This is a genomic window from Mycobacterium sp. 3-98, assembly GCF_035918355.1.
In the GTDB taxonomy this organism is placed as follows: Bacteria; Actinomycetota; Actinomycetes; order Mycobacteriales; family Mycobacteriaceae; genus Mycobacterium; species Mycobacterium intracellulare.
Genome location: NZ_CP142360.1, coordinates 4,446,637 through 4,473,065, shown reverse-complemented (window position 1 = coordinate 4,473,065; position 26,429 = coordinate 4,446,637). Strand labels below are relative to the sequence as shown.

Annotated in this window: 24 protein-coding genes; 14 read left to right on the top strand and 10 right to left on the bottom strand. The window is 68.7% G+C overall.

Features of this window, described 5'->3' with window-relative positions; genetic code table 11:
• Positions 1-60: 60 nt before the first annotated feature.
• Complete coding sequence (locus tag QGN30_RS20915) at positions 61-552, bottom strand: methylated-DNA--[protein]-cysteine S-methyltransferase (protein WP_008254850.1); 492 nt, start codon at positions 550-552, stop codon at positions 61-63.
• Complete coding sequence (locus QGN30_RS20910; RefSeq protein WP_009955327.1) at positions 549-2,036, bottom strand: DNA-3-methyladenine glycosylase 2 family protein; 1,488 nt, start codon at positions 2,034-2,036, stop codon at positions 549-551. Before QGN30_RS20910 ends, QGN30_RS20915 begins: the two co-directional genes overlap by 4 nt.
• Before the next feature lie 213 nt (positions 2,037-2,249).
• Here QGN30_RS20910 and QGN30_RS20905 point away from each other — a divergent pair, with 213 nt between their 5' ends.
• Positions 2,250-3,323 (top strand): GGDEF domain-containing protein, encoded by a 1,074-nt coding sequence (locus tag QGN30_RS20905; protein WP_008254855.1) that lies wholly within the window; start codon positions 2,250-2,252, stop codon positions 3,321-3,323.
• A 13-nt stretch (positions 3,324-3,336) separates the two neighbouring features.
• Here QGN30_RS20905 and QGN30_RS20900 read toward each other — a convergent pair whose 3' ends face one another.
• Positions 3,337-4,962, bottom strand: coding sequence for an adenylate/guanylate cyclase domain-containing protein (locus QGN30_RS20900; protein ID WP_014379597.1), 1,626 nt, complete (start codon positions 4,960-4,962; stop codon positions 3,337-3,339).
• A 45-nt stretch (positions 4,963-5,007) separates the two neighbouring features.
• On the opposite strand from QGN30_RS20900, the gene nucS reads away from it, so the two are divergent.
• The gene (gene nucS, locus QGN30_RS20895) at positions 5,008-5,676 is read left to right on the top strand and encodes an endonuclease NucS (protein ID WP_008254859.1); all 669 of its coding nucleotides are present in this window, start codon (positions 5,008-5,010) and stop codon (positions 5,674-5,676) included.
• Positions 5,677-5,698: 22 nt separating this feature from the next.
• Complete coding sequence (locus QGN30_RS20890) at positions 5,699-6,001, top strand: hypothetical protein (protein ID WP_080552542.1); 303 nt, start codon at positions 5,699-5,701, stop codon at positions 5,999-6,001.
• A gap of 10 nt (positions 6,002-6,011) precedes the next feature.
• Here QGN30_RS20890 and mce read toward each other — a convergent pair whose 3' ends face one another.
• The gene (mce, locus tag QGN30_RS20885) at positions 6,012-6,479 is read right to left on the bottom strand and encodes a methylmalonyl-CoA epimerase (protein ID WP_014379600.1); all 468 of its coding nucleotides are present in this window, start codon (positions 6,477-6,479) and stop codon (positions 6,012-6,014) included.
• 89 nt (positions 6,480-6,568) lie between these two features.
• On the opposite strand from mce, the gene QGN30_RS20880 reads away from it, so the two are divergent.
• Together QGN30_RS20880 and QGN30_RS20875 are read left to right on the top strand one after the other, a co-directional pair.
• Positions 6,569-7,762 carry an acetyl-CoA C-acetyltransferase gene (locus tag QGN30_RS20880; RefSeq protein WP_008254863.1) on the top strand — a complete coding sequence of 398 codons (1,194 nt, stop codon included), beginning with the start codon at positions 6,569-6,571 and terminating at the stop codon, positions 7,760-7,762.
• Between the two features lie 181 nt (positions 7,763-7,943).
• Complete coding sequence (locus QGN30_RS20875) at positions 7,944-8,858, top strand: tetratricopeptide repeat protein (protein ID WP_009955332.1); 915 nt, start codon at positions 7,944-7,946, stop codon at positions 8,856-8,858.
• A 58-nt stretch (positions 8,859-8,916) separates the two neighbouring features.
• Here the strand turns inward: QGN30_RS20875 and glgB are convergent, their stop codons facing one another.
• Both glgB and QGN30_RS20865 read right to left on the bottom strand, forming a co-directional pair.
• On the bottom strand, positions 8,917-11,145 hold the full coding sequence (gene glgB, locus QGN30_RS20870) for a 1,4-alpha-glucan branching protein GlgB (RefSeq protein ID WP_051475311.1): 2,229 nt from the start codon (positions 11,143-11,145) through the stop codon (positions 8,917-8,919).
• A gap of 35 nt (positions 11,146-11,180) precedes the next feature.
• On the bottom strand, positions 11,181-13,274 hold the full coding sequence (locus QGN30_RS20865; protein WP_198763772.1) for an alpha-1,4-glucan--maltose-1-phosphate maltosyltransferase: 2,094 nt from the start codon (positions 13,272-13,274) through the stop codon (positions 11,181-11,183).
• Between the two features lie 295 nt (positions 13,275-13,569).
• Between QGN30_RS20865 and glgP the strand changes: the two genes are divergently transcribed.
• Positions 13,570-16,212 carry an alpha-glucan family phosphorylase gene (gene glgP / locus QGN30_RS20860; RefSeq protein ID WP_038535552.1) on the top strand — a complete coding sequence of 881 codons (2,643 nt, stop codon included), beginning with the start codon at positions 13,570-13,572 and terminating at the stop codon, positions 16,210-16,212.
• Positions 16,213-16,221: 9 nt separating this feature from the next.
• Here glgP and QGN30_RS20855 read toward each other — a convergent pair whose 3' ends face one another.
• Both QGN30_RS20855 and QGN30_RS20850 read right to left on the bottom strand, forming a co-directional pair.
• Entirely contained in the window at positions 16,222-18,258 is a 2,037-nt protein-coding gene (locus QGN30_RS20855; protein WP_416366865.1) for an ATP-dependent DNA helicase, read from the bottom strand.
• 8 nt (positions 18,259-18,266) lie between these two features.
• Entirely contained in the window at positions 18,267-19,574 is a 1,308-nt protein-coding gene (locus QGN30_RS20850; RefSeq protein ID WP_009952842.1) for a nicotinate phosphoribosyltransferase, read from the bottom strand.
• Between the two features lie 66 nt (positions 19,575-19,640).
• Here QGN30_RS20850 and clpS point away from each other — a divergent pair, with 66 nt between their 5' ends.
• The 8 genes from clpS to rdgB all read left to right on the top strand — a co-directional run bounded on the left by clpS (position 19,641) and on the right by rdgB (position 25,461).
• On the top strand, positions 19,641-19,946 hold the full coding sequence (gene clpS, locus QGN30_RS20845; RefSeq protein ID WP_026071508.1) for an ATP-dependent Clp protease adapter ClpS: 306 nt from the start codon (positions 19,641-19,643) through the stop codon (positions 19,944-19,946).
• A 24-nt stretch (positions 19,947-19,970) separates the two neighbouring features.
• Positions 19,971-20,552 (top strand): oxidative stress transcriptional regulator AosR, encoded by a 582-nt coding sequence (aosR, locus tag QGN30_RS20840; RefSeq protein ID WP_009952845.1) that lies wholly within the window; start codon positions 19,971-19,973, stop codon positions 20,550-20,552.
• 5 nt (positions 20,553-20,557) lie between these two features.
• Positions 20,558-21,613, top strand: a complete 1,056-nt coding sequence (locus tag QGN30_RS20835; RefSeq protein ID WP_038535559.1) for a P1 family peptidase — start codon at positions 20,558-20,560, stop codon at positions 21,611-21,613.
• A 60-nt stretch (positions 21,614-21,673) separates the two neighbouring features.
• Positions 21,674-22,345, top strand: a complete 672-nt coding sequence (locus tag QGN30_RS20830; RefSeq protein ID WP_036458477.1) for a rhomboid family intramembrane serine protease — start codon at positions 21,674-21,676, stop codon at positions 22,343-22,345.
• Complete coding sequence (gene murI, locus QGN30_RS20825) at positions 22,342-23,157, top strand: glutamate racemase (protein WP_014384089.1); 816 nt, start codon at positions 22,342-22,344, stop codon at positions 23,155-23,157. The genes QGN30_RS20830 and murI overlap by 4 nt, the downstream gene beginning before the upstream one ends.
• A 72-nt stretch (positions 23,158-23,229) precedes the next feature.
• Positions 23,230-24,012, top strand: a complete 783-nt coding sequence (locus tag QGN30_RS20820; RefSeq protein ID WP_038535561.1) for a cyclic nucleotide-degrading phosphodiesterase — start codon at positions 23,230-23,232, stop codon at positions 24,010-24,012.
• A gap of 22 nt (positions 24,013-24,034) precedes the next feature.
• Positions 24,035-24,814, top strand: a complete 780-nt coding sequence (gene rph, locus QGN30_RS20815; RefSeq protein ID WP_008254891.1) for a ribonuclease PH — start codon at positions 24,035-24,037, stop codon at positions 24,812-24,814.
• Between the two features lie 29 nt (positions 24,815-24,843).
• A complete protein-coding gene (gene rdgB / locus QGN30_RS20810) occupies positions 24,844-25,461 on the top strand; it encodes an RdgB/HAM1 family non-canonical purine NTP pyrophosphatase (protein ID WP_038535563.1) in 618 nt (205 codons plus the stop codon).
• 167 nt (positions 25,462-25,628) lie between these two features.
• Here the strand turns inward: rdgB and QGN30_RS20805 are convergent, their stop codons facing one another.
• On the bottom strand, positions 25,629-25,979 hold the full coding sequence (locus QGN30_RS20805; protein WP_009952852.1) for a DUF3817 domain-containing protein: 351 nt from the start codon (positions 25,977-25,979) through the stop codon (positions 25,629-25,631).
• The gene (locus tag QGN30_RS20800) at positions 25,976-26,356 is read right to left on the bottom strand and encodes a hypothetical protein (protein ID WP_026071506.1); all 381 of its coding nucleotides are present in this window, start codon (positions 26,354-26,356) and stop codon (positions 25,976-25,978) included. Before QGN30_RS20800 ends, QGN30_RS20805 begins: the two co-directional genes overlap by 4 nt.
• Positions 26,357-26,429: the final 73 nt, after the last annotated feature.

Genomic DNA, 26,429 nt, shown 5'->3' with positions numbered 1-26,429 from the left:
AATATGGACGATAGCGTCGTACGACGGACCTCGCAAAAGAAACGCGACCACCGCCGGCGGTCAGTCGAACAGCGTTGCGCAACTGTGGGTCTTTTCCAGATCCAGCAGGGCGCGCTTGCGCTGCAGGCCGCCGCCGTAGCCGGTGAGGCTGCCGTTCGAGCCGATCACCCGGTGGCAGGGCACCACGATCGCGATCGGATTGTGCCCGTTGGCCAATCCCACGGCGCGCGCGGACCCCGGAGCGCCGATCTGCTCGGCGATCCATCCGTATGACCTCGTCTCCCCATAGGGAATCGTCAGCAACGCCTTCCATACGCGCCGCTGGAACTCGGAGCCGTGCAGGTCGAACTCGAAATCGAAGTCGGTGCGCTCGCCGGCGAAATAGGCGGCCAGCTGCTCGACGGCGGCGCCGAACGCCCGCGGGTTCGGCGACCAGCCGGCGCGGCTCGGCTCATAGGTCTGGTCGACCATCCGTAGGTTCGTCAATACGGAGCCGCGACCGGCCAGGGTCAGCAATCCGATGGGGCTGTCGATGGTGCGGTACTCGATCATGCGACCTCCTGTGGCGGCCAATGGTTTACGGGATGCTCGAGAGTGGTCCAAAGATATTGGGTGGCATAGGAACGCCAGGGGCGCCAACGGGCGCCGCGTTCCACGAGGGAGCGTTCGTCGGACGGCAATCCCAGCTGTTTGGCGGCCAGGCGCAGCCCGAGGTCGCTGGCGGGGAAGGCGTCGGGGTCGCCAAGGCCGCGCATCGCGATCACTTCCGCGGTCCAGGGGCCCACCCCGGGCAGCGCGAGCAACTGCCTGCGGGCACTGTCCCAGTCGCATCCGGTGTCCAGCACGATGCTGCCGTCGGCGAGGCCGGCAACCAATGCGCTCAGCGTGCGGCGGCGGGCCTTGGGCACCGCCAGATGGACGGGATCGATCTCGGCGAGCTCCTCGACCGAGGGGAAGGTGTGGGTCAACGTTCCCTCGGCGTCGTTGACCGGCCGTCCGTACGCGGCGACCAGCCGCCCGGCATGGGTGCTCGCGGCCCTGGTCGACACCTGCTGCCCGAGCACTGCGCGCACCGCGAGTTCGGCTTCGTCGACGGTGCGCGGAATGCGCTGCCCGGGCGCCTTGGCCACGACGGGTCGCAGTCCGGCGTCCGCGCCCAGCGCTTCGTCGACCGCCTCCGGGTCCGCGTCGAGGTCCAGCAGCCGCCGGCAGCGGGCGATCGCCGTGGTCAGATCGCGGAAATCGTCGAGCACGAGGACGCAACGGACATGGTCGACGGCGGGCGTCAGGTTCACGATGGCGTTGCCGAACGGAAGGCGCAAGCTGCGTCGGTACCCGCCATCGCGGACCTCCTCGCAACCGGGAACGGCGCCGGCCGCGAGATGGCCGAAGACGCCCTCGTAGGCGAAGGGTGTGCGCACCGGGAGCCGAAGGCACACGGTGCCAGGCGAATTGGCCTCGGACGCGGTACGGGCGGCCGCGCGCCGGCGCAGGGCGCTCGGTGTGCCTTCGAACACCGATCGCACGGTGTCGTTGAACTGACGGATGCTGGAAAAGCCCGCGGCGAATGCGACGTCGCCGAACGGCAGGTCCGTCGTCTCGATCAACACGCGGGCGGTCTGGGCGCGCTGCGCCCGGGCCAGTGCCAGGGGGCCGGCGCCGACCTCGGCCTGCAGGAGCCGTTCGAGCTGGCGAGTGGTGTAACCGAGGTGGGCGGCCAGACCACCCACACCGTCGCGGTCCACGGTGCCGTCGGCGATCAGCCGCATCGTGCGCGCCACCACGTCACCGCGCACGTTCCATTCGGGGGAACCCGGAGAGGCATCGGGACGGCACCGTTTGCAGGCCCGAAAGCCGGCCCGCTGGGCGGCCGCCGCGGTGGGGTAGAACCGCACGTTGCGGGCGAACGGCGGCCGCACCGGGCAGCTGGGCCGGCAGTAGATCCGGGTGGTCAGCACCGCGGTGACGAACCAGCCGTCGAACCGGGCGTCCTTGGACTGGACGGCGCGGTAGCAGCGGTCGAAATCGTCGTGCACGCTTCCAGACTTACACCCGGGCACCGACAAAACTAGCGGGAAAGCGACATCGTGGTGGGCGGGCACGCATCGGTGTCGGTCGGCCTCACGTCGGAGCGGCTTTCTTGTCGATTCGAGGTACTTCCCGCACGCGATGGTATTTACTGTGACCCAACTCGCCGGCTCTGACGGCGTGACCCGACGGGGTGAGTGAGTTCGGGGAAAGGCGAACCGATGAAGCGGCTGGCGACGTGGTGGGGGCAGGACGACCACTTCGATTGGCTGACAGGTTATTTGCAAGCGCACGGGCTGAGCACCAACACCCGCAGGGTGTTGGCTGTCGTGGCGTCCTCGTTGGTGCTGGTGCCCGTCAATGTGTACTGGGGCCCCGAGCCGTTGTATCCCCATGTGGCGCTGACGGTTTCGGTCGTGTCCGCCGTGATCGGACTGGGCATGGCGGTGCTGTGGTTGAGCGGATGGCCCACCCGGCGCCAGTCGATCTTCTACATCATGACCGGCTGCGTATCCATTGGCGGCGGCTGTCTGTGGCAGCCCCAGCCGCTCGTCGGGCTGATGTCCTGCTCGGCGCTCTCGGTGACCGGCGGCTACATCGCGTTCTTCCACACCACCAGGCTCATGGCGCTGAACCTCGGCGTGGCCAGCGCGATCGGGGCCTGGCAGGCGGTGCGTCTGGCCGCCGAGGGGCAAGCAGTGTTGGCCTTCACCGGCTACTTCCTGGTTCTGGAACTCAACGTGGTCGTTCCGCTCGCCATCCAGGTCGTGGTGCGCGCCCTGTGGGTTGATCTCTCGCGTGCCAACCGCGATCCGCTGACCGGCCTGCTGAACCGGCGAGCCTGCGACAGGGAGATAGTCGGCCGGATGCTCGCGGGCGCGCATCACATGTTCTTGGCGGTGGCCATGGTCGATCTGGACCGCTTCAAAGAGCTCAACGACACCCGCGGGCACGCGGCCGGCGATGAGGCGCTCATCGAGGTGGCCGGCACCCTGACGACCGCCTGCGGAGAGACCGCGATCGTCGGCCGCGTCGGCGGGGAGGAGTTCCTGGTCGCCGACATCGTCACCGCGGACCAGCTGCCAGAGTGGGGCCGACAGCTCTGTGACGCGATAGCCGCGATGAACGCATCGGTGACCGCCAGCGTCGGGATCGCCACCCTCGCGTTGCGCAGCGTCGTCTCGGACTATGCCGAGCACGCGTTCCACCAATTGGTCGCCCAGGCCGACACCGCGATGTATGAAGCCAAACGGTGCGGCGGCAACCAGAGTCGCCACCGCCAGGTGGCGGTCTGAGCCCGCCGAACACCTACTGAGCGGATGAAGGGGCGTCGACGAGCGACGCCAAACGGGTGGGGCGCTCGTGCCCGCGCAGGGTGACCGTTTCGCCCAATGACCAACGGGCCCGCTCGTCTTCGCTTGCGCCCTCGATGGCGTCGGCCGTCGCGAGCAGACGGTTGGTGTGTGACTTGGCGAGCTCGCACAGCCGCGCCGCCTCGTTGACCGGCTCCCCGATGACGGTGTATTCGAATCGTTCTTTGGCGCCGACATTTCCGGCGACGACCTGGCCCGCGGCCACGCCGATCCCGGCCTCGAGGTCGGACATCTCGTCCGCCAGGCGCTCGGCGATACACCGCGCGGCGGCCAGCGCCGCATCTTCGGGACTGTCCAGGCGGTTGGGCGCGCCGAAGATGGCCAGCGTCGCGTCGCCTTCGAATTTGTTGACCAGCCCGCAGTAGCGGTCGACCTCCTCGACGACGATCGCGAAGAAACGGTTCAGCACCGCAACGACTTCAGCCGGCGGCTGGCTCGTCACCAGCTGCGTCGACCCGACGATGTCGATGAAGACGACCGCGACGTGGCGTTCTTCGCCGCCCAGCTTCGGCCGTTCGCGTTCCGCGGCCAGCGCCACCTCACGCCCGACGTGGCGGCCGAAGAGGTCGCGGACGCGTTCCCGCTCCCGCAGGCCGTCGACCATCGTGTTGAAGCCGCGTTGCAGCTCACCGAGTTCGGTACCGTCGAACACCACGAGGTCCCCCCGCAGATCGCCGCGCTCGACGCGCGCCAGCGCCGCACGGACCACCCGCACCGGTGTCGCGGTGAGCCAGGCCAGGATCCACATCAGGACGCACCCGAAGATCAACGGAGCCATCGACACGATCAACACGGCCACCGCGAACTGCGTCTGGGTCAGATTGCGCAGCACGAGCTCGAACAGAGCGAGCATCATGATCCCGATGACGGGCACGGCCGAACCGAGGAACCAGACGACCATCGTGCGGCCCATGATGCCCGCCGCGAACCGTCGTGGCGGTGGACCGGCCTCGAGCGCCTGGGCGGCGACGGGCCGCAGCGCGAACTCCGCGAGCAGGTAACTAGCGGTGGCGACCACCACCCCGCCAAAGCTCACGACGAGCAGGAATCGCGGAATGAAGAGCGTGTTGACCATGCCGTACAGCGTCGTCAGCAGTATCGTCCCGACGCCCCACAAGACGAGGTCGACGAGGGCGATGCGCCACGGCGCGACAAAGGTGTTGCGCTCGTCCTCTGGAGTCGGCTCGCGCTCTTCGATCGCCCAGCGCAGGGCGATCACGGTCCGGCGGGTGATCCAGTACGTGCCCCACGCCGAGGCCGCCACGATGTAGGCCGGGGAGGCACCGAACGTGATCCACGCCGGCGCGTCGTCGAACACGCTCGGCACCGGGATGGCGACCGTCACCAAAAACAGCGCGACGGCGATGCCGATCAGGTTCGCGCCCAGCACCAGCACCGTCATGATGATCTGGATGCGCACCCGGCGGCGGCCCTGGCTTTCCGACACCCGACCGAGCAGCAGGGAGCCGTACGCCGGCGTCTCTGGCAGACGGCCGCTCTGACGGGTGACGCGCTCGAGCACCCGGCCTATTCGTTGTGCCAAGGACGTGTTGGCCGACATGGTGGCGTCAGCCTAATTTGTCGGCCACGCTCTAAGGTGAGTCGGGTGCGTCTAGTGATCGCTCAATGCACCGTGGACTACGTCGGCCGGCTCACCGCGCACCTGCCCTCCGCGCGCAGGCTGTTGCTGTTCAAGGCCGACGGATCGGTCAGTGTGCACGCCGACGACCGCGCCTACAAACCGCTGAATTGGATGAGCCCGCCGTGCTGGCTGAGCGAGCAGGCCGGTGACCCCCCGGTGTGGGTTGTCGAAAACAAGGCGGGCGAACAACTGCGCATCACCGTCGAGGAGATCGAACACGACTCCAGCCACGATCTCGGCGTGGACCCGGGGCTGGTCAAGGACGGCGTCGAAGCGCACCTGCAGGCGCTGCTCGCCGAGCACGTCCAGCTGCTCGGCGAGGGGTACACGCTGGTGCGTCGCGAGTACATGACCGCCATCGGCCCCGTCGATCTGCTGTGCCGCGACGAACGCGGCGGCTCGGTGGCGGTGGAGATCAAGCGGCGCGGCGAGATCGACGGCGTCGAGCAGCTCACCCGCTACCTCGAGCTGCTCAACCGGGACAGCCTGCTGGCGCCGGTGCAAGGGGTCTTCGCGGCGCAGCAGATCAAGCCGCAGGCGCGCACCCTGGCCGTCGATCGCGGGATCCGTTGTGTGACATTGGATTACGACAAGATGCGGGGCATGGACAACGACGAGTACCGGCTGTTCTGAAGCCCGTCACTAGACTGATCGCATGCCTCGGCGCCGCCCACCGCCACGCAGGCAGCGGCCGTCGGCGCCGCTGCTGCGCCGGGTGGAGGTCGGGCCCGACGGACACGAGTACGAGGTCCGTCCCGTCGCGGCGGCCCGAGCGGTCAAGACCTATCGCTGCCCGGGCTGTGATCACGAAATCCGCTCCGGCTCAGCTCATTTGGTGGTGTGGCCGATCGATTCGGTGTCCGGGACAGGCGCGGGTCACGTCGAGGACCGCCGGCATTGGCACACGCCGTGCTGGGCGCACCGCGCCACCCGCGGTCCCACCAGGAAGTGGTCTTGACTACCGGCTTTCAGGCGGCCGGTTCGACGAGCTCGATCAGCACTCCGCCGCCGTCCTTGGGGTGGATGAAGTTGATCCGGGAGTTTGCCGTGCCGCGCCGGGGCGCGTCGTAGATCAACCGCACGCCTTGCTCGCGGAGCCGCTCGACCATGGCGTCGAGGTCGCTGACCCGAACGGCCATCTGCTGAATGCCCGGCCCGCGCTTGTCGAGGAACTTCGCGATCGTCGAGGACTCGTCGATCGGGGCCATCAACTGGATCTGCGCGGTGCCCGCCGGGGCGCCCCGCACCGCCAGCATGGCTTCGCGGATTCCCTGCTCCTCGTTGACTTCCTCGTGCACCAGGATCATGCCGAGGTGGTCGTGGTACCAGTCGATGGCGGCGTCCAGGTCGGCGACTGCGATGCCGACGTGATCGATCGCCGTCACCAGTGAGGTGGCCAGGATCTGACGGGCGTCAACTTGATCGGTCGTCATCACATAACGGTAACCTGGCGGCAAAGATTGCGCTTCTTCGGGAGTCCGAATCGGCCGTCGGGGGAGCGCCCAGCAGGCCTTAGGAGAGAGTCATGACGACGTCGGTGATCGTTGCTGGAGCGCGCACACCCATCGGCAAGCTGATGGGTTCGCTGAAGGATTTCTCGGGCAGCGATCTGGGCGCCATCGCGATCGCCGGCGCGCTGGAGAAGGCCTTCCCAAATGTTCAAGAGCCGGGTTCGCTGGTCGACTACGTGATCATGGGCCAGGTGTTGACGGCCGGGGCGGGCCAGATGCCCGCACGCCAGGCGGCCGTGGCCGCCGGCATCGGCTGGGACGTTCCGGCGCTGACCATCAACAAGATGTGCCTGTCCGGAATCGACTCCATCGCGCTGGCCGACCAGCTCATTCGCGCCGGGGAGTTCGACGTGGTGGTCGCCGGCGGCCAGGAGTCCATGTCCAAGGCGCCGCACCTGCTGATGGACAGCCGCTCGGGCTACAAGTACGGCGACGTCACGGTCCTCGACCACATGGCCTACGACGGCCTGCATGACGTGTTCACCGACCAGCCGATGGGCGCGCTCACCGAACAGCGCAACGACGTCGACAAGTTCACCCGCCAGGAGCAGGACGAGTTCGCTGCGGGGTCGCATCAGAAGGCGGCCGCGGCGTGGAAGGACGGCGTCTTCACCGACGAGGTGGTGCCGGTCAACATCCCGCAACGCAAGGGTGATCCGCTGCAGTTCACCGAGGACGAAGGCATCCGCGCCAACACCACGGCCGAGTCGCTGGCCGGCCTCAAGCCGGCGTTTCGCCGCGATGGCACCATCACCGCCGGTTCGGCCTCCCAGATCTCCGATGGCGCCGCCGCGGTGGTGGTGATGAGCAAGGCCAAAGCGCAGGAGCTGGGGCTGAGCTGGCTGGCCGAGATCGGCGCGCACGGGGTGGTGGCCGGTCCGGACTCCACCCTGCAGTCGCAGCCGGCCAACGCGATCAAGAAGGCCATCAGCCGCGAGGGCATCTCCGTCGACCAGCTCGATGTCGTGGAGATCAACGAGGCGTTTGCCGCGGTCGCCCTGGCCTCGACCCGCGAACTCGGCGTGAATCCCGACATCGTCAACGTCAACGGCGGCGCGATCGCGGTCGGGCATCCCATCGGCATGTCGGGAGCGCGCATCACGCTGCATGCGGCCCTGGAATTGGCGCGGCGGGGGTCCGGATACGCCGTCGCGGCGCTCTGCGGGGCCGGAGGGCAGGGCGACGCCCTGGTTCTGCGGGCGGGTTAGCCAGGGATTGACGCTCCCCGCGACGTTGCTGGCGCCGTGTGGCGGCGAGAATTTTGTGATCTTCGTCATACGGGCCGATCACGCCCCTTTTTGAGGGGATTTTCGGCCCCGTCCCGGCCGTGCCCGAGCGGCGCCGCCACCGGGTGGATCGGTAGCCCGCGCGCATGACAAACTTGACGGCGTGACGCGTCCGCGACCTTCCATCGGCCCCGCGCTGACCGGTGCTGTCGATCTGTCCGGTCTCAAGCAGCGCGCCCAGTCGCCCGGCGCCGCTCCGGGAGGGCCCACGTCCCCGACCCCCGAGGGGGGTGGCATCACCGCGGTCACCGAGGCCAACTTCGAGGCCGAGGTTCTGCTGCGGTCCGAGGAAGTGCCGGTCGTCGTGCTGCTGTGGTCGCCGCGCAGCGACGCGTGCGTCCAGCTTCTCGACACGCTGTCCGGGCTGTCCGGCCAGGACAACGGCAAGTGGTCGCTGACCTCCGTCAATGTCGATGTCGCGCCCAGGGTCGCCCAGATCTTCGGCGTCGACGCCGTCCCCACCGTGGTGGCCTTGGCGGCCGGGCAGCCGATCTCGAGTTTCCAAGGCGTGCAGCCGGCCGAGCAACTGCGCGGCTGGCTGGACCAAATCCTCTCCGCGACCGCCGGGAAGCTTAGGGGCGCAACGGGTTCCGCGGAACCCGACGTCGTCGACCCCGAGCTGGCCGCGGCGCGCCAGCAGCTGGAGGACGGTGACTTCGAGGCCGCCAAGGCGTCCTATCAGTCGATCCTGGATGCCAACCCGGCCAGCGCGGAGGCCAAGGGCGCGATCCGCCAGATCGAGTTCCTGACGCGCGCGACCGCCCAGCGCCCGGACGCCGTCGCGGTCGCCGACGCGGCGCCGACCGACATCGAAGCCGCCCTCGCGGCCGCCGACGTGCAGATCCTCAACCAAGAGGTCGCCGCCGCGTTCGAGCGACTGATCGCCTTGGTGCGCAGCACATCCGGCGATGATCGCGCGTTGGTGCGCACCCGCCTGGTGGAGCTGTTCGAACTGTTCGACCCGGCCGATCCCGAGGTCGTCGTCGGGCGACGCAACCTCGCCAACGCGCTGTACTGACGCGAAATCGGCTCACGAACGTCGAGTTGTTGGCGCCAACAGCGCCGAAATCGCGCAACTAGTCCACGTTCGGCGATGGGGTTAAGGGCCCCTGCTCCGGTTCCAGCCACAGCGCCGACGTGGGCGGCAACACCAGCACCGCCGAGGCCGGGCGCCCGTGCCATGGGTCCTCGGTGGCATCGACACCGCCCATGTTCCCGACCCCCGAACCGTTGTAGACGGTGGCGTCGGTGTTGAGCACCTCGCGCCATCGGCCCGCCGACGGCAGGCCCAGCCGGTAGCCGCCGTGCTCGGCACCGGCGAAATTGAACACGCACGCCATCACCGAGCCGTCCTTGCCGTAACGCAGGAAGCTCAAGACGTTGTTGCCCGAGTCGTTGGCGTCGATCCAGGAGTAGCCGTCGGGCACGGTGTCTTGGCTCCACAGCGCCGGGTGGCTGCGGTAGATGTTGTTGATGTCGCGCACCATGCGTAGGACGCCGTTGGAGAATCCCTGCTCGTCGAGCTGCCACCAATCCAGACCGCGCTCTTCGGACCACTCGGCGCGCTGGCCGAATTCCTGGCCCATGAACAGCAATTGCTTGCCCGGGTGCGCCCACTGGTAGGCGAGCAGGCTGCGCAGGCCGGCGGCTTTGACGTGATTGTTGCCCGGCATGCGTCCCCACAGCGTTCCCTTGCCGTGGACCACCTCGTCATGGCTGATCGGCAGCACGTAGTTCTCGCTGAACGCATAAAGCATCGAGAACGTCATCTCGTGGTGGTGATAGCTCCGATAGATCGGATCGCGGCTGATGTAGTCGAGCGTGTCATGCATCCAGCCCATGTTCCACTTCATTGAAAAGCCCAGGCCGCCAAGGTTTGTCGGCCGGGTGACCCCGGGCCAGGAGGTCGACTCCTCGGCGATGGTGACGATGCCCGGGGCGCTCTTGTGCGCCGTGGCGTTCATCTCCTGCAGGAACTGGACCGCCTCCAAGTTCTCCCGCCCGCCGTAGATGTTCGGCGTCCAGCCGCCTTCGGGGCGGGAGTAATCCAGGTACAGCATCGACGCGACCGCGTCCACACGTAGTCCATCGATGTGAAATTCTTCGAGCCAGAACAAGGCGTTGGCCACCAGGAAGTTGCGTACCTCACGGCGACCGAAGTCGAAAACGTAGGTGCCCCAGTCGAGTTGCTCACCGCGTTGCGGGTCGGAATGTTCGTAAAGCGGGGTGCCGTCGAAGCGGGCCAGCGCCCACGCGTCCTTCGGGAAGTGTGCCGGCACCCAGTCCACCAGCACGCCGATACCGGCCTGGTGCAGGGCGTCGACGAGGGCCCGGAATTCGTCCGGGGTGCCGAACCGGGACGTCGGGGCGTAGTACGACGTCACCTGGTATCCCCAGGATCCGGCGAAGGGATGTTCGGCGACCGGGAGCAGCTCGACGTGGGTGAATCCGTGCTCCACAACGTAATCCGTCAGCTCGCGGGCCAACTGGCGGTAGTTGAGCCCGGGTCGCCATGAACCCAGGTGAACCTCGTAGGTGCTCATCGGCTCGAACACCGGGTTGCGCCCGGCGCGTTGCGTCATCCAGTCCGCGTCTTCCCAGGTGTACTTGCTGCGCGTCACCCGGGAGGCCGTGTGCGGCGGCACCTCGGTGGCGAAGGCCATGGGGTCGGCGCGTTCGGTGACCACTCCGTCGGCGCCATGAACGCGAAACTTGTACAGCCCCTCGAGCGGGAAGCCGGGCCAGAACAGCTCCCACACGCCCGAGGAGCCCAACACCCGCATCGGGGCGTCGTTGCCGGTCCAGCCGTTGAACTCGCCGATCAGGCTGACGCCCTTGGCGTTGGGCGCCCATACCGCGAACGACACCCCGTTGACCACGCCGTCGGCCGTGGTGAACGAGCGAGGATGCGCGCCAAGGACTTCCCAGAGGCGCTCGTGGCGCCCTTCGGCGAATAGATGAAGGTCGACCTCGCCGAGGGTGGGCAGGAAACGGTAGGCGTCGGCGACGACGTAGGGGTCGGCGCCCTCGTAGGTGATCTGGAGCCGATAGTCGATCAGGTTGGTGAACGGCAGCGCCACGGCGAACAGCCCGGACTCGACGTGCTGCATCGGGAATCGGTCGTCGCCGACGATCGCGACGACCTCGACCGCGTGGGGCCGGTACGCCCGAATGACGGTGTGGTCGCCGTATTCGTGGGCCCCCAGCACGCCGTGCGGGTTGTGGTGCGTGCCGGCGACCAGGCGCGACAGGTCGGCGGGGTCGGGCGCCAGGTGCGTCCGAGCGAGTTGGTCGGCTTGGCTCATGTCCCTTTCGCCTCCGGTCCGTTTCATGTCTGGTGTCAATGCCTGCGCAGCAGCGTCATTCGAGCGTCATGCGGTACGCGCGGCATGTTGATGATGTGCGCGACCGCCTGCCCGGGATCGATGCGAACGTAATTGGCTTGTCCCCATTGGAATTCCTGGCCGGTGATCTCGTCGCGCACCCAAAAGCGCTCGTAGGGCTCCATACCCAGTGCGGCCATATCCAAAAACAGGGTCGCTTCCTCGGGGCCGAAGGCGTTGAGCGTCACCACCACCAACACGCAGTCGCCGGTGGCCGGGTCGAACTTGCTGTAGGCGAGCAGCGCGTCGTTGTCGACGCTGTGGAAATGGATGGTGCGCAGCTGCTCGAGGGCGGGGTGGAGTCGGCGAATCGCGTTGAGCTGCGTGATGAATGGCTCAAGCGAGCGTCCCTCGGCGAGCGCACCCGCGAAATCGCGAGGCCGCAACTCGTACTTCTCGGAGTCCAGGTACTCCTCGCTGCCTTCGCGCACCGCGCGATGCTCGAACAGCTCGTATCCCGAATACACGCCCCAGGCCGGTCCCATCGTCGCGGCCAGCACCGCACGGATGGCGAACATCCCGGGCCCGTTGTGCTGCAAGATGGCGTGCAGGATGTCGGGGGTGTTGACGAACAGGTTGGGCCGGCGGAAGTCGGCCAAAGCGGCGATCTCGTTACCGAATTCGGTCAGCTCCCACTTCGCCGTGCGCCAGGTGAAGTAGCTGTACGACTGCGTGAAGCCCAGTTTGGCCAGCCCGTACTGGCGGGCCGGCGGCGTGAAGGCCTCGGAGAGAAACAGCACGTCGGGGTCGATGGCCTTGACCGCGGCGATCAACCACGCCCAGAAGTCCGGCGGCTTGGTGTGCGGGTTGTCGACGCGAAAAACCTTGACGCCGTGGTCCATCCAGTGCCGGACCACGCGCAGCACCTCGTCGTAGAGGCCGGCCGGGTCGTTGTCGAAGTTGATCGGATAGATGTCCTGGTACTTCTTGGGCGGGTTCTCCGCGTAGGCGATGGTGCCGTCGGGCAATTCGGTGAACCAGTTGCGGTGGTTACGCGCCCAGGGATGGTCCGGCGCGCATTGCAGCGCCAGGTCCAGCGCCACCTCCATGCCCAATTCGCGTGTCGCGGCGACGAACGCGTCGAAGTCCTCGATGGTGCCCAAATCCGGGTGGACGGCGTCGTGGCCGCCCTCGTCGCTGCCGATCGCCCAGGGAGAACCCACATCTGTCGGAGCGGCGGTGGGGGAGTTGTTGCGCCCCTTGCGATGTACCTTGCCGATCGGATGGATCGGCGGCAGGTAGACGACGTCGAACCCCATCGCCGCGATGCGCCCGAGCGCGGCGGTTGCGGTGGCGAATGTGCCGTGCACGGGGTTGCCGTCGGCGTCCCATCCGCCGGTCGAGCGGGGAAACATCTCATACCAGGAGCCGAACCTGGCCAACGGCCGGTCCACCCAGACGCTGTACTGCTCGCCGCGCGTGACGAAGTCGCGCAGCGGGTGGTCCGCCAGGATTTCCTCGATCTCCGGCCCGAGCGCCAGCGCCGTTCGGGTGACCGGGTCGCCGGGGGTGCGCAGCGCCGCGGCGGCGGCCAGCAGCGGTTCGCGCCGGGCGCGCGGCACCTCGCTCGCGGCGCGTTCGAACAACCCGGCGCCTACCAGAAGATCGTTGGACAGTTCCTTCTCGCCCTGACCGGCGTCCAGTTTGGCGACCAGTCCGTGCCGCCAGGTGTGGATCGGATCGCCCCACCCCTCGACGCGGAAGGTCCACAGCCCCACCTGGTCGGGGGTGAACTGGCCGTGGAACACATAGGGTTCCAGACCCATCGTCATCGGCAGCGCCAGCGGCTTGACCTTTTGCTGGTCGACCTTGCCGTCGCGGTCGGTCACCGGCTTTGCCGGAGCCTGAACCGCTTTGACCCGCCGGGTCTCGGTGACTTGCGGATAGCCCGGCCCGAGGTAGCGCACGACCAGGGTTGCGGCCACGGCTTCGTGGCCTTCCCGCCACACCGCGGCGCTGACCGGCACGACCTCGCCGACCACGGCTTTCGCGGGAAACGCGCCACAGGAAACGACCGGCTGGACGTTATCGATCTCGACACGACCGGGCACCACCACTCCGTTCCGATTTTCCCGCTTCCTCCGCGCCCCGCGCCGCGGGCCGCATCGTCACCGGGAGCGATCCAGATTGTGTGCGGCCAGTCCGGGGTGTGCTCCGCGCGGAACGCCGCTCGTCGGGAAACTTCCTGTCGTGGGGAACTTTCTATGCGGGGAAGCATCGTTGCGACCCCGATAACTAACCGATACCCACCCTAGTCTTCGGTCACACCCCGCCACGGAAAGCGAACGAAAAGCGGTCTTTCGCGCCGCCGTGCGCGGGCCGGAATCCTCAGTAAGGTAGGGACGCGTGAAAGCCCTCCGCCGGTTTACCGTCCGTGCTCACCTTCCCGAGCGTTTGACCGCGCTGGACCAGCTCTCGACCAACTTGCGATGGTCATGGGACACGCCGACCCAGGACCTTTTCGCGAGCATCGACCCGGACCTGTGGCAGCGATGCGGCTGCGATCCGGTGGCGTTGCTGGGGGCGGTCAAGCCGGCGCGACTCGACGAATTGGCGATCGACGAGACCTTCCTTCGCCGGCTCGACGAGCTGACCGCCGAATTGAACGATTACCTCAACCGCCCGCTGTGGTACCAGCAACAGCAGGACCACGGCGCCGAGATGCCGGCCGCCATCGCCTACTTCTCGATGGAGTTCGGCATCGCCGAGGTGCTGCCCAACTACTCCGGCGGCTTGGGCATCCTCGCCGGTGACCACCTGAAGTCCGCATCCGATCTGGGCGTGCCGTTGGTCGCGGTGGGGCTCTACTACCGGTCCGGCTACTTCCGGCAGTCGCTGACCGCCGACGGGTGGCAGCACGAGAACTATCCGTCGCTGGACCCGCAGGGGCTGCCGTTGCGGTTGCTGACCGATGCCACCGGCGACCCCGCCCTGGTTGAGCTGATGCTGCCGGACTCCGCGCAGTTGCACGCCCGGATCTGGGTCGCGCAGGTGGGCAGGGTCCCGCTGCTCCTGCTCGATTCCGACGTCCCCGAGAACGAGCACGATCTGCGGGGTGTCACCGACCGCCTGTACGGCGGCGATCAGGAACACCGGATGAGGCAGGAGATCCTGGCCGGCATCGGCGGCGTGCGGGCGATCCGCGCCTACACCGCCATCCACGGCCTGCCCGCGCCGGAGGTGTTCCACATGAACGAGGGGCACGCCGGGTTCCTGGGCGCGGAGCGCATTCGCGAGCTGATGACGGGCGCGGCGTTGGACTTCGACACCGCGCTGGCGGTCGTGCGCTCGAGCACCGTGTTCACCACCCACACCCCGGTGCCCGCGGGCATCGACCGTTTCCCCATCGACATGGTGCGGCTGTACTTCGACGACCATCTTGCCGACGAATCGGCATCCGGCGGCGACGGCGCGGCGGCCGACGCGACGAGCGCGCCCGTGTTGCTGCCGGGGGTGCCGACGGCGCGCATCCTGGCGCTCGGCGCCGAGGACGACCCGACGAAATTCAACATGGCGCACATGGGTCTGCGCCTGGCCCAGCGGGCCAACGGGGTCTCGTCGCTGCACGGCCGGGTGAGCCGGGCGATGTTCAACGAGCTGTGGCCCGGATTCGACCCCGGGGAGGTGCCGATCGGGTCGATCACCAACGGGGTGCACGCGCGCACCTGGGCGGCGCCGCAGTGGCTGCAGCTGGGCTACGAGCTGGCCGGGTCGGATTCGTTCAGCGATCCGGGGGTGTGGTTGCGCCTGCAGCAGGTCGATGCGGGTCACCTGTGGTGGATTCGTTCGCAATTGAGGTCCCTGCTGGTCGACGACGTGCGGCGCCGGCTGCGGCGGTCGTGGTTGGAACGCGGCGCCTCGGACGCCGAATTGGGTTGGATAGCAACAGCTTTCGATCCGGAAGTGCTGACCATCGGGTTCGCCCGGCGGGTGCCGACGTACAAGCGGTTGACGCTGATGCTGCACGATCCGGATCGGCTGGAGCAGCTGCTGCTGGACAGCGAACGGCCGATCCAGCTGATCGTCGCCGGTAAGTCGCACCCGGCGGACGACGGCGGCAAGGCCTTGATCCAGCAGGTGGTGCGTTTTGCCGACCGGCCGCAGGTGCGCCACCGCATCGCGTTCTTGCCCGACTACGACATGTCCATGGCCAGGCTGCTCTATTGGGGCTGCGACGTCTGGTTGAACAACCCGCTGCGCCCGTTGGAGGCCTGCGGCACCTCGGGAATGAAGAGCGCACTCAACGGCGGGCTGAACCTGTCCATCCGCGATGGCTGGTGGGATGAATGGTACGACGGCGAAAACGGTTGGGAGATACCGTCTGCCGACGGCGTGGCCGACGCGGAGCGCCGCGACGACCTGGAATCCAGCGCGCTGTATCGGCTGCTGGAAGAAGCCGTGGCACCGAAGTTCTACGAGCGCGACCAGCACGGGGTACCGCCGCGCTGGATCGAAATGGTGCGCCACACCCTGCAGACGCTCGGCCCGAAGGTCCTGGCTTCCCGCATGGTGCGCGACTACGTCGAGCAGTACTACACGCCCGCGGCGCAATCGCTGCGCAAGACGCTCGCGCCCGCCGACGGCGGCGGCGAGTTCGGCGCCGCCCGCGAGCTGGCCGCCTATCGCCGGCGCGCCTACGAGGCCTGGCCGAAGATCGTGATCACCGACGTCGACAGCACCGGCCTGCCGGACAGTCCGGTGCTCGGCTCGAAGCTGACCCTGACCGCCACCGTGCAGCTGGCCGGGCTGACGCCCGACGAGGTCACGGTCCAGGCGGTGGTCGGCCGCGTCGACGCCGGCGATGCGCTGCTGGAGCCGATTACCGTCGAGATGTCGTACACCGGCACCGCCGAGGGCGGCAACCAGGTGTTCTCGACGACCACCCCGTTGCCGCTGGCGGGATCGGTGGGATACACCGTGCGCGTGCTGCCCCGCCATCCGATGCTGGCCGCCAGCAACGAGCTCGGTCTGGTCACCCTGGCCCGGTAGCCGGAACCCTCAGGCGGACAGGCCTTCTTGCGAGTCCTCCGCTGTCCGCAGCCGCTGCAGCGCCTCACGCACCTGCGCCCCGTTGGTGGTCTGCCAGAACGGCGGCAGCGAGGCCCGCAGGTAGCCGCCGTAGCCGGCGGTGACCATGCGCGAGTCGAGCACCGCGACCACCCCGCGGTCGGTCACGCGGCGCAACAGCCGGCCGGAGCCCTGCGCCAGCAGCAGCGCCGCGTGGCTGGCCGCGACGGCCATGAAGCCGTTGCCGCCGCGCGCGGCGACCGCCCGCTGGCGCGCGCCCAGCAGGGGGTCGTCGGGGCGGGGGAACGGGATGCGGTCGATCAGCACCAGCGACAGCGACGGCCCGGGCACGTCGACGCCCTGCCACAGCGACAGGGTGCCGAACAGCGAGGTCTGCGGGTCGGCGCTGAACTGCTCGACCAGTGCGGACGTGCTGTCGTCGCCCTGGCACAACACCGGTGTCGACAGCCGTTCGCGCATGGCCTCGGCGGCCGCGCGGGCCGCCCGCATCGACGAGAACAGGCCCAGGGTGCGCCCGTCGGCGGCGGTGATGAGCTCGGCGATCTCGGTCAGCTGCTCGGCCGAGCCGACGCCGTCGCGCCCGGGCGGCGGCAGGTGCGCGGCCACGTACAGGATGCCGGCCTTGGCGTGCTGAAACGGCGAGCCGACGTCGAGGCCGCGCCAGCGTGCGTCGCCGCCGCCGCCGCCGTCGTCGCTCGTGGGAGCGGTCAGGCCCCACGCCGCGGCCATGGCGTCGAAGGAGCCGCCGATCGTCAGCGTCGCCGACGTCAACACCACGGTCGAACGCGAGAACACGCGTTGGCGCAGTAGCCCGGCGACCGAGAGCGGGGCCACCCGCAACACCGGGCGCGGTGCGCCCCGGTTCTCCTCGTGTTCCAGCCACACCACGTCGGTGCGGTCGGGGATGGCCGGCCCGAACGAGGCGAGCACCCGCGACGCCGTCTCCGAAATCTCGCTGAGCGCGGCGACCGCTTCGGCGCGGGCCGCCGCCGCCTTGGCGTCGTTCGTGGTGTCGATCGCCGAACGCGGCGCGGTGGCGACGTCGCGCAGCGCGGTCAGGTACGTCGCCAGGTCCTCGTCGAGGCGGTCGATGCGCCCCGGCGTGCCGTCGTGGATCGCCGCCGCGAAGTTGGCGGTCGTCGCGTCGAGGCGCTGGACCAGTTCCGGGCTCACCAACCGGCTGATCCGCCGCGAGGCGACCCCGAGCGCGGCCGACGTCAACTCCGCGGTGGCCACGGACGTCACCCGGTCCACCAACTCGTGCGCCTCGTCGACCACCAGCAGCGCGTGCTCGGGCAGCACCGCGGATTCGGCGACCGCGTCGATGGCCAGCAGCGCGTGGTTGGTGACCACGACGTCGGCACGGCCGGCCAGGCCCCTGGCCCGCTCGGAGAAGCACTCGGTGCCGAACGGGCAGCGGGCCACCCCGAGGCATTCCCGCGCGGAAACGCTGACCTGAGACCAGGACCGGTCGGGCACGCCCGGCTTCAAATCGTCGCGGTCACCGGATTCGGTGGTCGACGCCCACTCGGTGAGCCGTTGCACGTCGCGGCCCAGGGCGCTGACCGCCATGGGGTTGAAGAGTTCCTCTTGCGGCCGCCCGTCGACGTCGTCACCGTCGGCCGCCCCGCCGTTGTGAATCTTGTTGAGACACAGATAGTTTCGTCGGCCTTTGAGCAGCGCGAACTGCGGGCGGCGCGGCAGGGCGTCGGCCAGCGCATCGATGAGCCGGGGCAGATCGCGATCGACGAGCTGGCGTTGCAGCGCGATGGTGGCCGTCGACACGACGACGGGGGAGTCGTCGTCCAGGGCGTGCACGATCGCGGGCACCAGATAGGCGAGCGACTTGCCGGTGCCGGTGCCGGCCTGTACGACGAGGTGTTCGTCGGTGGCGAAGGCCCGCGCCACCGCGTCGGCCATCTCCTGTTGGCCGCTGCGTTCACTGCCGCCGAGCGCGGCCACGGCGGTGGCCAGCAGCTCGTGCACGGACACGTCGGACGTGGTCACTCCCTTGCTCAGGCGCGGATCTGCGTCGTCGTGACCGCGGGTTCGCCGTGCGACAGGTTCAGCCCCTCCCACGGCAGACTGCGCAGCCCGGAAGCTACCAGCTCGCGCGCCGCGGCGAGGTTCGGTTTGGACACCAGCTCCCCGCCGCGGACCAGCGGGACGGTCAACACCCGGGCCGGTTCATCGACGTCGGGCTGACGGCCGGCCGGGTACAGGATCTCCTCGGTGATGGTGCCGGAGCTGCGCGCGGTGCGCAGTGCCTCTTTGTGTCCGCCGTGGGATTCCTTGTGGCTGCTGCGCTTCTGCACCGGCAGGCCGTCCACTTCGACCAGCTTGTACACCATGTTCGCGGTGGGTGCGCCCGAGCCGGTCACCAGCGACGTGCCGACGCCGTAACTGTCCACCGGCTCGGCTGCCAATGCGGCGATGGAGAACTCGTCGAGGTCACCGGAGACCACGATGCGGGTCCCGGTGGCGCCCAGGTCGTCGAGCTGCCGGCGCACCTGGCGGGCCAGCACGCCCAGCTCGCCGGAGTCGATGCGCACGGCACCGAGCCCGGTGCCGGCGGCGGCCACCGCGTTGGCCACGCCGGCCGTCACGTCGTAGGTGTCCACCAGCAGGGTGGTGTCGACGCCGAGCGCCTCGACCTGCGCCCGAAAGGCCGCCAATTCGGTCGACTCCGCGGGGGTGTCGGCGCGCGCGTGCAGCATGGTGAACGCGTGCGCGGAGGTGCCCTCGGCCGGTATTCCGTAGCAGCGCTGAGCCTCCAGATTGGAGGACGCGGCGAAGCCGGCGATGTAGGCGGCGCGGGCCGCGGCGACCGCCGCCTGTTCGTGGGTTCGCCGTGACCCCATCTCGATCAGCGGTCGTCCCCTGGCCGCACTCACCATCCGCGCGGCGGCCGACGCGACCGCGGTGTCGTGGTTGAAAATCGACAGCGCCAGCGTTTCGAGCACCACGCACTCGGCGAACGTCCCGCTCACCGAGAGCACCGGGGATCCGGGGAAGTACAGCTCGCCCTCGGCGTAGCCGTCGATATCGCCGCCGAACCGAAAATCGCGCAAGTACCGCAACGTATCTGGATCGAGGAATTGCCCGAGCGACCGGCAGGCCTCGTCATCGAAGGTGAACTGCGGCAGCGCCTCGAGCAGCCGGCCGGTTCCGGCGACCACGCCGTAACGGCGTCCCTCGGGAAGACGGCGCGCAAAAAGCTCGAAGGTGGTGCGGCGATTGGCGCTGCCGTCCCGCAGCGCCGCCGCCAGCATCGTCAACTCGTACTTGTCGGTCAGCAGCCCGGTGACGACCGAGTCGTTCATTCCATAACGGTATCGGCTGCCCCGCGGGCTCGGAAACGTCGTGCATCCCTCGGTATCGTGTAGGCCATGGTTGTTATGTCAGCGCCCACTAAGCCGGGCACTACAGGACAACGCGAGTCCGCGCCGGTCGAGGTCACGGCGAGTCCCTGGGTCACGATCGTCTGGGATGACCCGGTCAACTTGATGACGTACGTGACATACGTGTTCCAGAAGTTGTTCGGCTACAGCGAGCCGCATGCCACCAAACTGATGCTGCAGGTGCACAACGAAGGAAAGGCCGTGGTGTCCGCCGGTAGCCGGGAGTCCATGGAAGCCGATGTGTCCAAGCTGCACGCCGCCGGTTTGTGGGCGACGCTGCAGCAGGACCGCTGACGATCGAGGCGCTGGCGATTCCCTGTGCGCAAATGGAAGCGCGTCGAGACCGCGGACGGTCCCCGTTTCCGGTCGGCCCTGGCGTCCCATGAGGCGGCACTGCTGAAGAACCTCGCCACCGCGATGATCGGTTTGCTCGACGAGCGTGAATCCTCTTCGCCGGCAGACGAACTCGAAGAAATCACCGGCATCAAGACCGGCAACGCCGAACCGCCCAAAGACCCCACCCTGCGCCGGCTGCTGCCGGACTTCTACCGAAACGACGACCAGGACACCGCGCCTGCAGATTCCGCGGACAGCCTGAACGCCGCGCTGCGCAGCCTGCACGAGCCGGGCATCGTCGACGCCAAACGCGTTGCGGCACAGCGGTTGCTGAGCACGGTCCCCGAGGACGGCGGCCGGTTCGAGCTGAGCGAGGAAGACGCGAACTGTTGGATCGGGGCGGTCAACGACATCCGGCTGACGTTGGGCGTCATGCTCGAGGTCGGACCCGAGGGCCCCGAGCGGCTGCCGGCCGATCATCCGCTGGCCGTGCACTTCGACGTCTACCAGTGGCTGACGGTCCTGCAGGAGTACCTGGTGTTGGTGCTGATGGGGTCTCGGTGACCGGGATGGGCGCGATCACCGACGTCGGTGGGATCCGCGTCGGCCACTACCAGCGATTGGACCCCGACGCCTCGTTGGGCGCGGGCTGGGCCTGCGGCGTCACCGTGGTGCTCCCGCCCCCGGGGACCGTCGGCGCGGTCGATTGCCGCGGCGGGGCCCCCGGAACCCGCGAGACCGATCTGCTCGACCCCGTCAACACGGTGCGGTTCGTGGACGCGGTACTGCTCGCCGGGGGCAGCGCCTACGGCCTGGCGGCCGCCGACGGCGTCATGCGCTGGCTGGAAGAACAGGAACGCGGCGTGGCGATGGGTGGGGGCGTGGTGCCCATCGTGCCGGCAGCGGTGATCTTCGATCTGCCGGTCGGCGGCTGGCAGTGCCGCCCGACGGACGAGTTCGGCTACCTGGCCTGCGCCGCCGCCGTGCAAGAAGGTGCGGCGATGGGCGTGGGCAACGTCGGCGCCGGGGTGGGGGCCCGGGCCGGGGCGCTCAAGGGCGGCGTCGGGACCGCCTCGACGGCGCTGCCGAGCGGTGTGACCGTCGGCGCGCTGGCCGTGGTGAACGCCGCGGGCGAGGTCGCCGACCGGGCGACCGGGTTGCCGTGGATGGCCGACTTGGCCCACGAGTTCGGACTCTCTCCGCCGCCGCCCGAGCAGGTCGGCGCCTTCGCCCGGCTGCCGTCCCCGTCGGACCCGCTGGAGGAACCGCTCAACACCGTCATCGCGGTGGTGGCCACCGACGCCGCCCTGAGCCCGGCGGCGTGCCGTCGGGTGGCCATCTCGGCCCACGACGGCCTGGCCCGCAGCATCCGGCCGGCCCACACGCCGGTCGACGGGGACGCGGTGTTCGTCCTGGCCACCGGGGCGGTCGAGGTCGAGCCCCCGTCGCCCAGTTCAAAGCCGGTGCCGGCCGCGTTCTCCCCCGAGACGCGGCTGGTCACCGAGGTCGGCATCGCGGCCGCCGATTGCCTGGCGCGAGCGGTGCTGGGCGGGGTGCTGGCCGCCGAATCGATCGCCGGGATCCCGAGCTACCGCGACGTGCTGCCCGGCGCACTCGGCCGATGAGGAATCCGCCCGCCGCGCCGGTAGCCTGGACGATGCCGGAAACGCGCTGGAAGGGCAGCTATGGGTAAGACCGCTCCGAGGGCACCCGCCGCCCAGGAGAAGAAGCGGTCCACGCCGATGGTGGGCGCCGCCACGATCCTCACCTTCGTCGTGTTGCTCTACTTCGTCGAGCTGGTCGACCAGATGACCCGGCACTCGCTGGATGCCAACGGCATCCGGCCCCTCGAGCTCGACGGCCTGTGGGGCATCGTCTTCTCCCCGCTCTTGCACGCGAGCTGGGAGCACCTGATGGCCAACACGGTGCCGCTGCTCGTGCTGGGTTTCCTCATGACGCTGGCGGGGCTGTCCCGGTTCGTGTGGGCGACCGCCATCGTATGGATCCTCGGTGGTTTGGGCACCTGGCTCATCGGTGACGTCGGCAGCAGCTGCGGCCCCACCGACCACATCGGGGCTTCCGGCCTGATTTTCGGCTGGCTGGCCTTCTTGCTGGTGTTCGGGATATTCGTGCGCCGGGTGTCCAACATCGTCATCGGGCTGGTCGTGATGTTCGCCTACGGCGGCGTCCTGCTCGGCGCCATGCCGGTGCTCGGACTCTGCGGGGGCGTGTCCTGGCAAGCGCATCTGTGCGGTGCGATCGCCGGCGTCGTGGCCGCCTATTGGTTGTCCGCCCCGGAACGCAAGGCCCGGTCGAAAAGGACGGCCGGCACCGCGTCGCCGCGCCGGAAGACATGAGCGGACCACTGGCGCCCGTCGGGGTCTTCGACTCCGGCGTCGGGGGGCTCACCGTCGCGCGGGCGATCATCGATCAGCTGCCCGACGAGGACATCATCTACGTCGGCGACACCGGCCACGGGCCCTACGGCCCGCTGACGATCCCCGAAGTTCGGGCGCACGCGTTGGCCATCGGCGACGACCTCGTGGGCCGCGGCGTCAAGGCGTTGGTCATCGCCTGCAACACGGCATCCGCGGCCTGCCTGCGCGACGCCCGCGAACGCTACGACGTGCCCGTCGTCGAGGTGATCCTGCCCGCGGTGCGCCGCGCGGTCGCGACCACCCGCAACGGACGGATCGGCGTCATCGGCACCCAGGCGACCATCAACTCGCATGCCTATCAGGACGCGTTCGCGGCCGCCCGCGACACCGAGATCACCGCGGTGGCCTGCCCGCGGTTCGTCGACTTCGTCGAGCGCGGCGTGACCAGCGGGCGTCAGGTGCTCGGGTTGGCCGAGGGCTACCTGGAGCCGCTGCAGCGCGCGCAGGTGGACACGCTGGTGCTCGGATGCACGCACTACCCGTTGTTGTCGGGACTCATTCAACTGGCCATGGGTGAGCACGTGACGCTGGTGTCCAGCGCGGAGGAGACCGCCAAAGAGGTGCTGCGGGTGCTCACCGAGCGAGACCTGCTTCGCCCGCATGATGCGCCGCCCGCGACTCGCGTCTTCGAAGCCACCGGCGACCCCGACGCATTCACCAGACTGGCGGCGCGATTCCTCGGTCCCGCCGTGTCCGGAGTTCAGCCCGTTCATCAGGTGCGCGTTGATTGACGACCGGGCGAGATTCTCGTCACACCAAAGCGGCCATGTTTTCGTCATGGCCCTGTCGGGCATGGCACAGTAGTGTCCGTGCGAATAACCGTGCTCGGCTGCTCGGGCAGCGTGGTGGGTCCGGATTCGCCTGCGTCGGGTTATCTGCTCCGGGCACCGGACACTCCGCCATTGGTCATCGACTTCGGCGGGGGTGTTCTCGGCGCACTGCAGCGCTATGCCGACCCCGGTTCCGTGCACGTGCTGTTGTCGCACTTACACGCCGACCACTGTCTGGATTTGCCCGGATTGTTCGTATGGCGGCGCTATCACCCGACGCGCCCGCTCGGTAAGGCGTTGCTGTACGGCCCCGGCGACACCTGGTCGCGGCTGGGCGCGGCGTCCTCACCCTACGGCGGCGAGATCGACGACTGCTCGGACATCTTCGACGTTCGTCACTGGGTCGACGGCGAGCCGGTGACGATCGGTGAGCTGACGGTGACGCCGCGGGTGGTGGCCCACCCGACCGAGTCCTACGGATTGCGGATCACCGATTCCTCCGGCGCGTCGTTTGTCTACAGCGGTGACACCGGTGTCTGCGATCAGCTCGTCGAGCTGGCCCGCGGCGCCGACGTTTTTCTCTGCGAGGCGTCTTGGACGCATTCGGCGGACCGGCCGCCCGCGCTGCATCTGTCGGGGACCGAGGCCGGCCGGGCCGCGGCCGAGGCCGGCGTTCGCGAATTGCTGCTGACGCACATCCCGCCGTGGACCTCGCGGGAGGACGTGATCAGCGAGGCCAAGGCCGAGTTCGATGGTCCCGTGCATGCGGTGGTGTGCGGTGAGACGTTCGATATCCGCCGCTCCGAGAGGGTCTGACACTCCACGTTAGGGTTGCGTCGTGACGAGACGAGAAGACGGCCGCCTTGACGACGAGCTTCGGCCCGTCGTCATCACCCGCGGTTTCACTGACCACCCAGCCGGTTCGGTGCTGATCGAATTCGGCCACACCAAGGTCATGTGCACAGCCAGCGTGACCGAGGGTGTGCCGCGCTGGCGCAAGGGTTCGGGGCTGGGGTGGCTGACGGCGGAGTACGCGATGTTGCCGTCGGCGACCCACACGCGCTCCGACCGCGAATCGGTGAAGGGGCGGCTGTCGGGGCGCACCCAGGAGATCAGCCGGCTGATCGGACGCTCGCTGCGGGCGTGCATCGACCTGGCGGCGTTGGGGGAGAACACAATTGCCGTCGATTGTGACGTGTTGCAGGCCGACGGGGGAACCCGCACCGCGGCCATCACGGGCGCATTCGTGGCGCTCGCCGATGCGGTGACGTATCTCGGGGCGGCGGGCAAGCTGTCGGATCCGCGCCCGTTGTCGTGCGCCATCGCGGCGGTCAGCGTCGGAGTGGTCGACGGCAGGGTCCGGGTGGACCTGCCCTATGAGGAGGACGCCCGCGCCGAGGTGGACATGAACGTCGTCGCCACCGACACCGGCACCCTCGTCGAGGTTCAGGGAACCGGTGAGGGCGCGACCTTCCCGCGTTCGACGCTGGACAAGCTGCTCGACGTGGCGCTGGCCGCCTGCGACAAGTTGTTCGCCGCCCAGCGCGAGGCGTTGGCGCAGCCATACCCCGGTGAGCTCCCCGAGGGGGCTCCGGCGCCGAAGGCGTTCGGCAGCTGACCGTGCCTGATAGTGACGACCCGCCGCGCTTGCACTCGTCACGCCTGCTGGTCGCCAGCCGCAACCCGAAGAAGCTGGCCGAGCTGCGCCGGGTGCTCGACGCCGCCGGTCTGACGGGCTTGACGTTGGTGTCGCTCGACGACGTCGCCCCGTTCGAGGAAGCGCCGGAGACGGGCGCGACCTTCGAGGAGAACGCGTTGGCCAAGGCGCGCGACGCGTTCACCGCGAGCGGGTTGCCAAGCGTGGCAGACGATTCCGGACTAGAGGTGGCCGCGCTCAACGGCATGCCGGGGGTGCTGTCGGCGCGCTGGTCGGGCAACCACGGCGACGACGCCGGCAACACCGCCTTGTTGCTGGCGCAAATGCGCGACGTGCCCGACGAACGGCGCGGCGCGGCGTTCGTGTCCGCCTGCGCGCTGGTGTCGGGGGCGGGCGAGGTCGTCGTCCGGGGCGAATGGCCCGGCAGCATCGCCCGGGAACCGCGCGGCGATGGCGGTTTCGGGTATGACCCCGTGTTCGTGCCCAACGGGTACGAGCGCACGGCGGCCGAGCTCAGCCCGAGCGAGAAGGACGCGGTCTCGCATCGCGGTCGCGCGCTGCAACTGCTGTTGCCGTCGCTTGAAGCGCTGGCCCGGTCCGCGGGCTGAATCCCCGGCGTGCGAGGCATTCGCAACATTCGTCACACCAGTCGCGGCGCGGGGTGACAGGCGAAATGCCCACCTCCTAGCGACAACCCGGTCGTGCGCGCGCGTTGTCGCTAGGAGGTGGGCATTGCGGGCCCGTCCCCGGCAGGGACGGGTGTGGCGGATGTGGCTTACAAGCCGAATCGGGCTTTGACGTCCCGGGTTTGGAAGTGCTCGACGATGATCCCCAACAGCGGGATCGTCCCCGACAACAGCACACCGACCGTCTTGCCGATCGGCCAGCGCACCTTGATCGCCAGGTTGAAGGCGGTCAACACGTAGATGAAATACACCCAGCCGTGGACCACTTCGATCCACCGGATCTCGTGGTCGAACGCCAGGTGCGAGACGATCTCGTAGCACAGCGCGATGAGCCACAGACCCGTCGTCCAGGCCATGATCCGGTAGCCGAGCAAGGCGGTGCGGATCTTGTCGACGGGCACGGCGGGCACTGCCCCGCCCGGGGTCTCCGGTGTGGTCATGCGGTTGTCCTCTTTTGTTTTTCGGCGTCCTGCGCGGCCAGCTCGGCCAAGTATTTGTTGTACTCCCGCAGCGCCGGGTCATCGGGTGCCTGCGGCGGGGGCGTGGGCCGGTCGGGCAGCAGACCGGCGGGGATCTCCGTCACGGCCTCGGTGCTGCGCGGCGGGGGTGGTTCCTCTTCGTAGCGCACGAATTTGCGGTAGGCGTACACGCAGAACCACGCGAACAGCGGCCACTGCAACGCATAGCCGAGGTTCTGAAACGAGCCGGAGACCGATTGGAACCTGGTCCACTGCCACCAGCCCAGGGCCAGGCAGCCGCACGCCGCGATGATCACCAAAGCGATCAGCGCGGGTCTGCGACGGTGTGTAGTGGACACCCCTTGACCGTACCGCGCGTCAATGCGCGCCCGTCGCGGACAAGTTGGACATATCGCAGGCGATACGATTGCC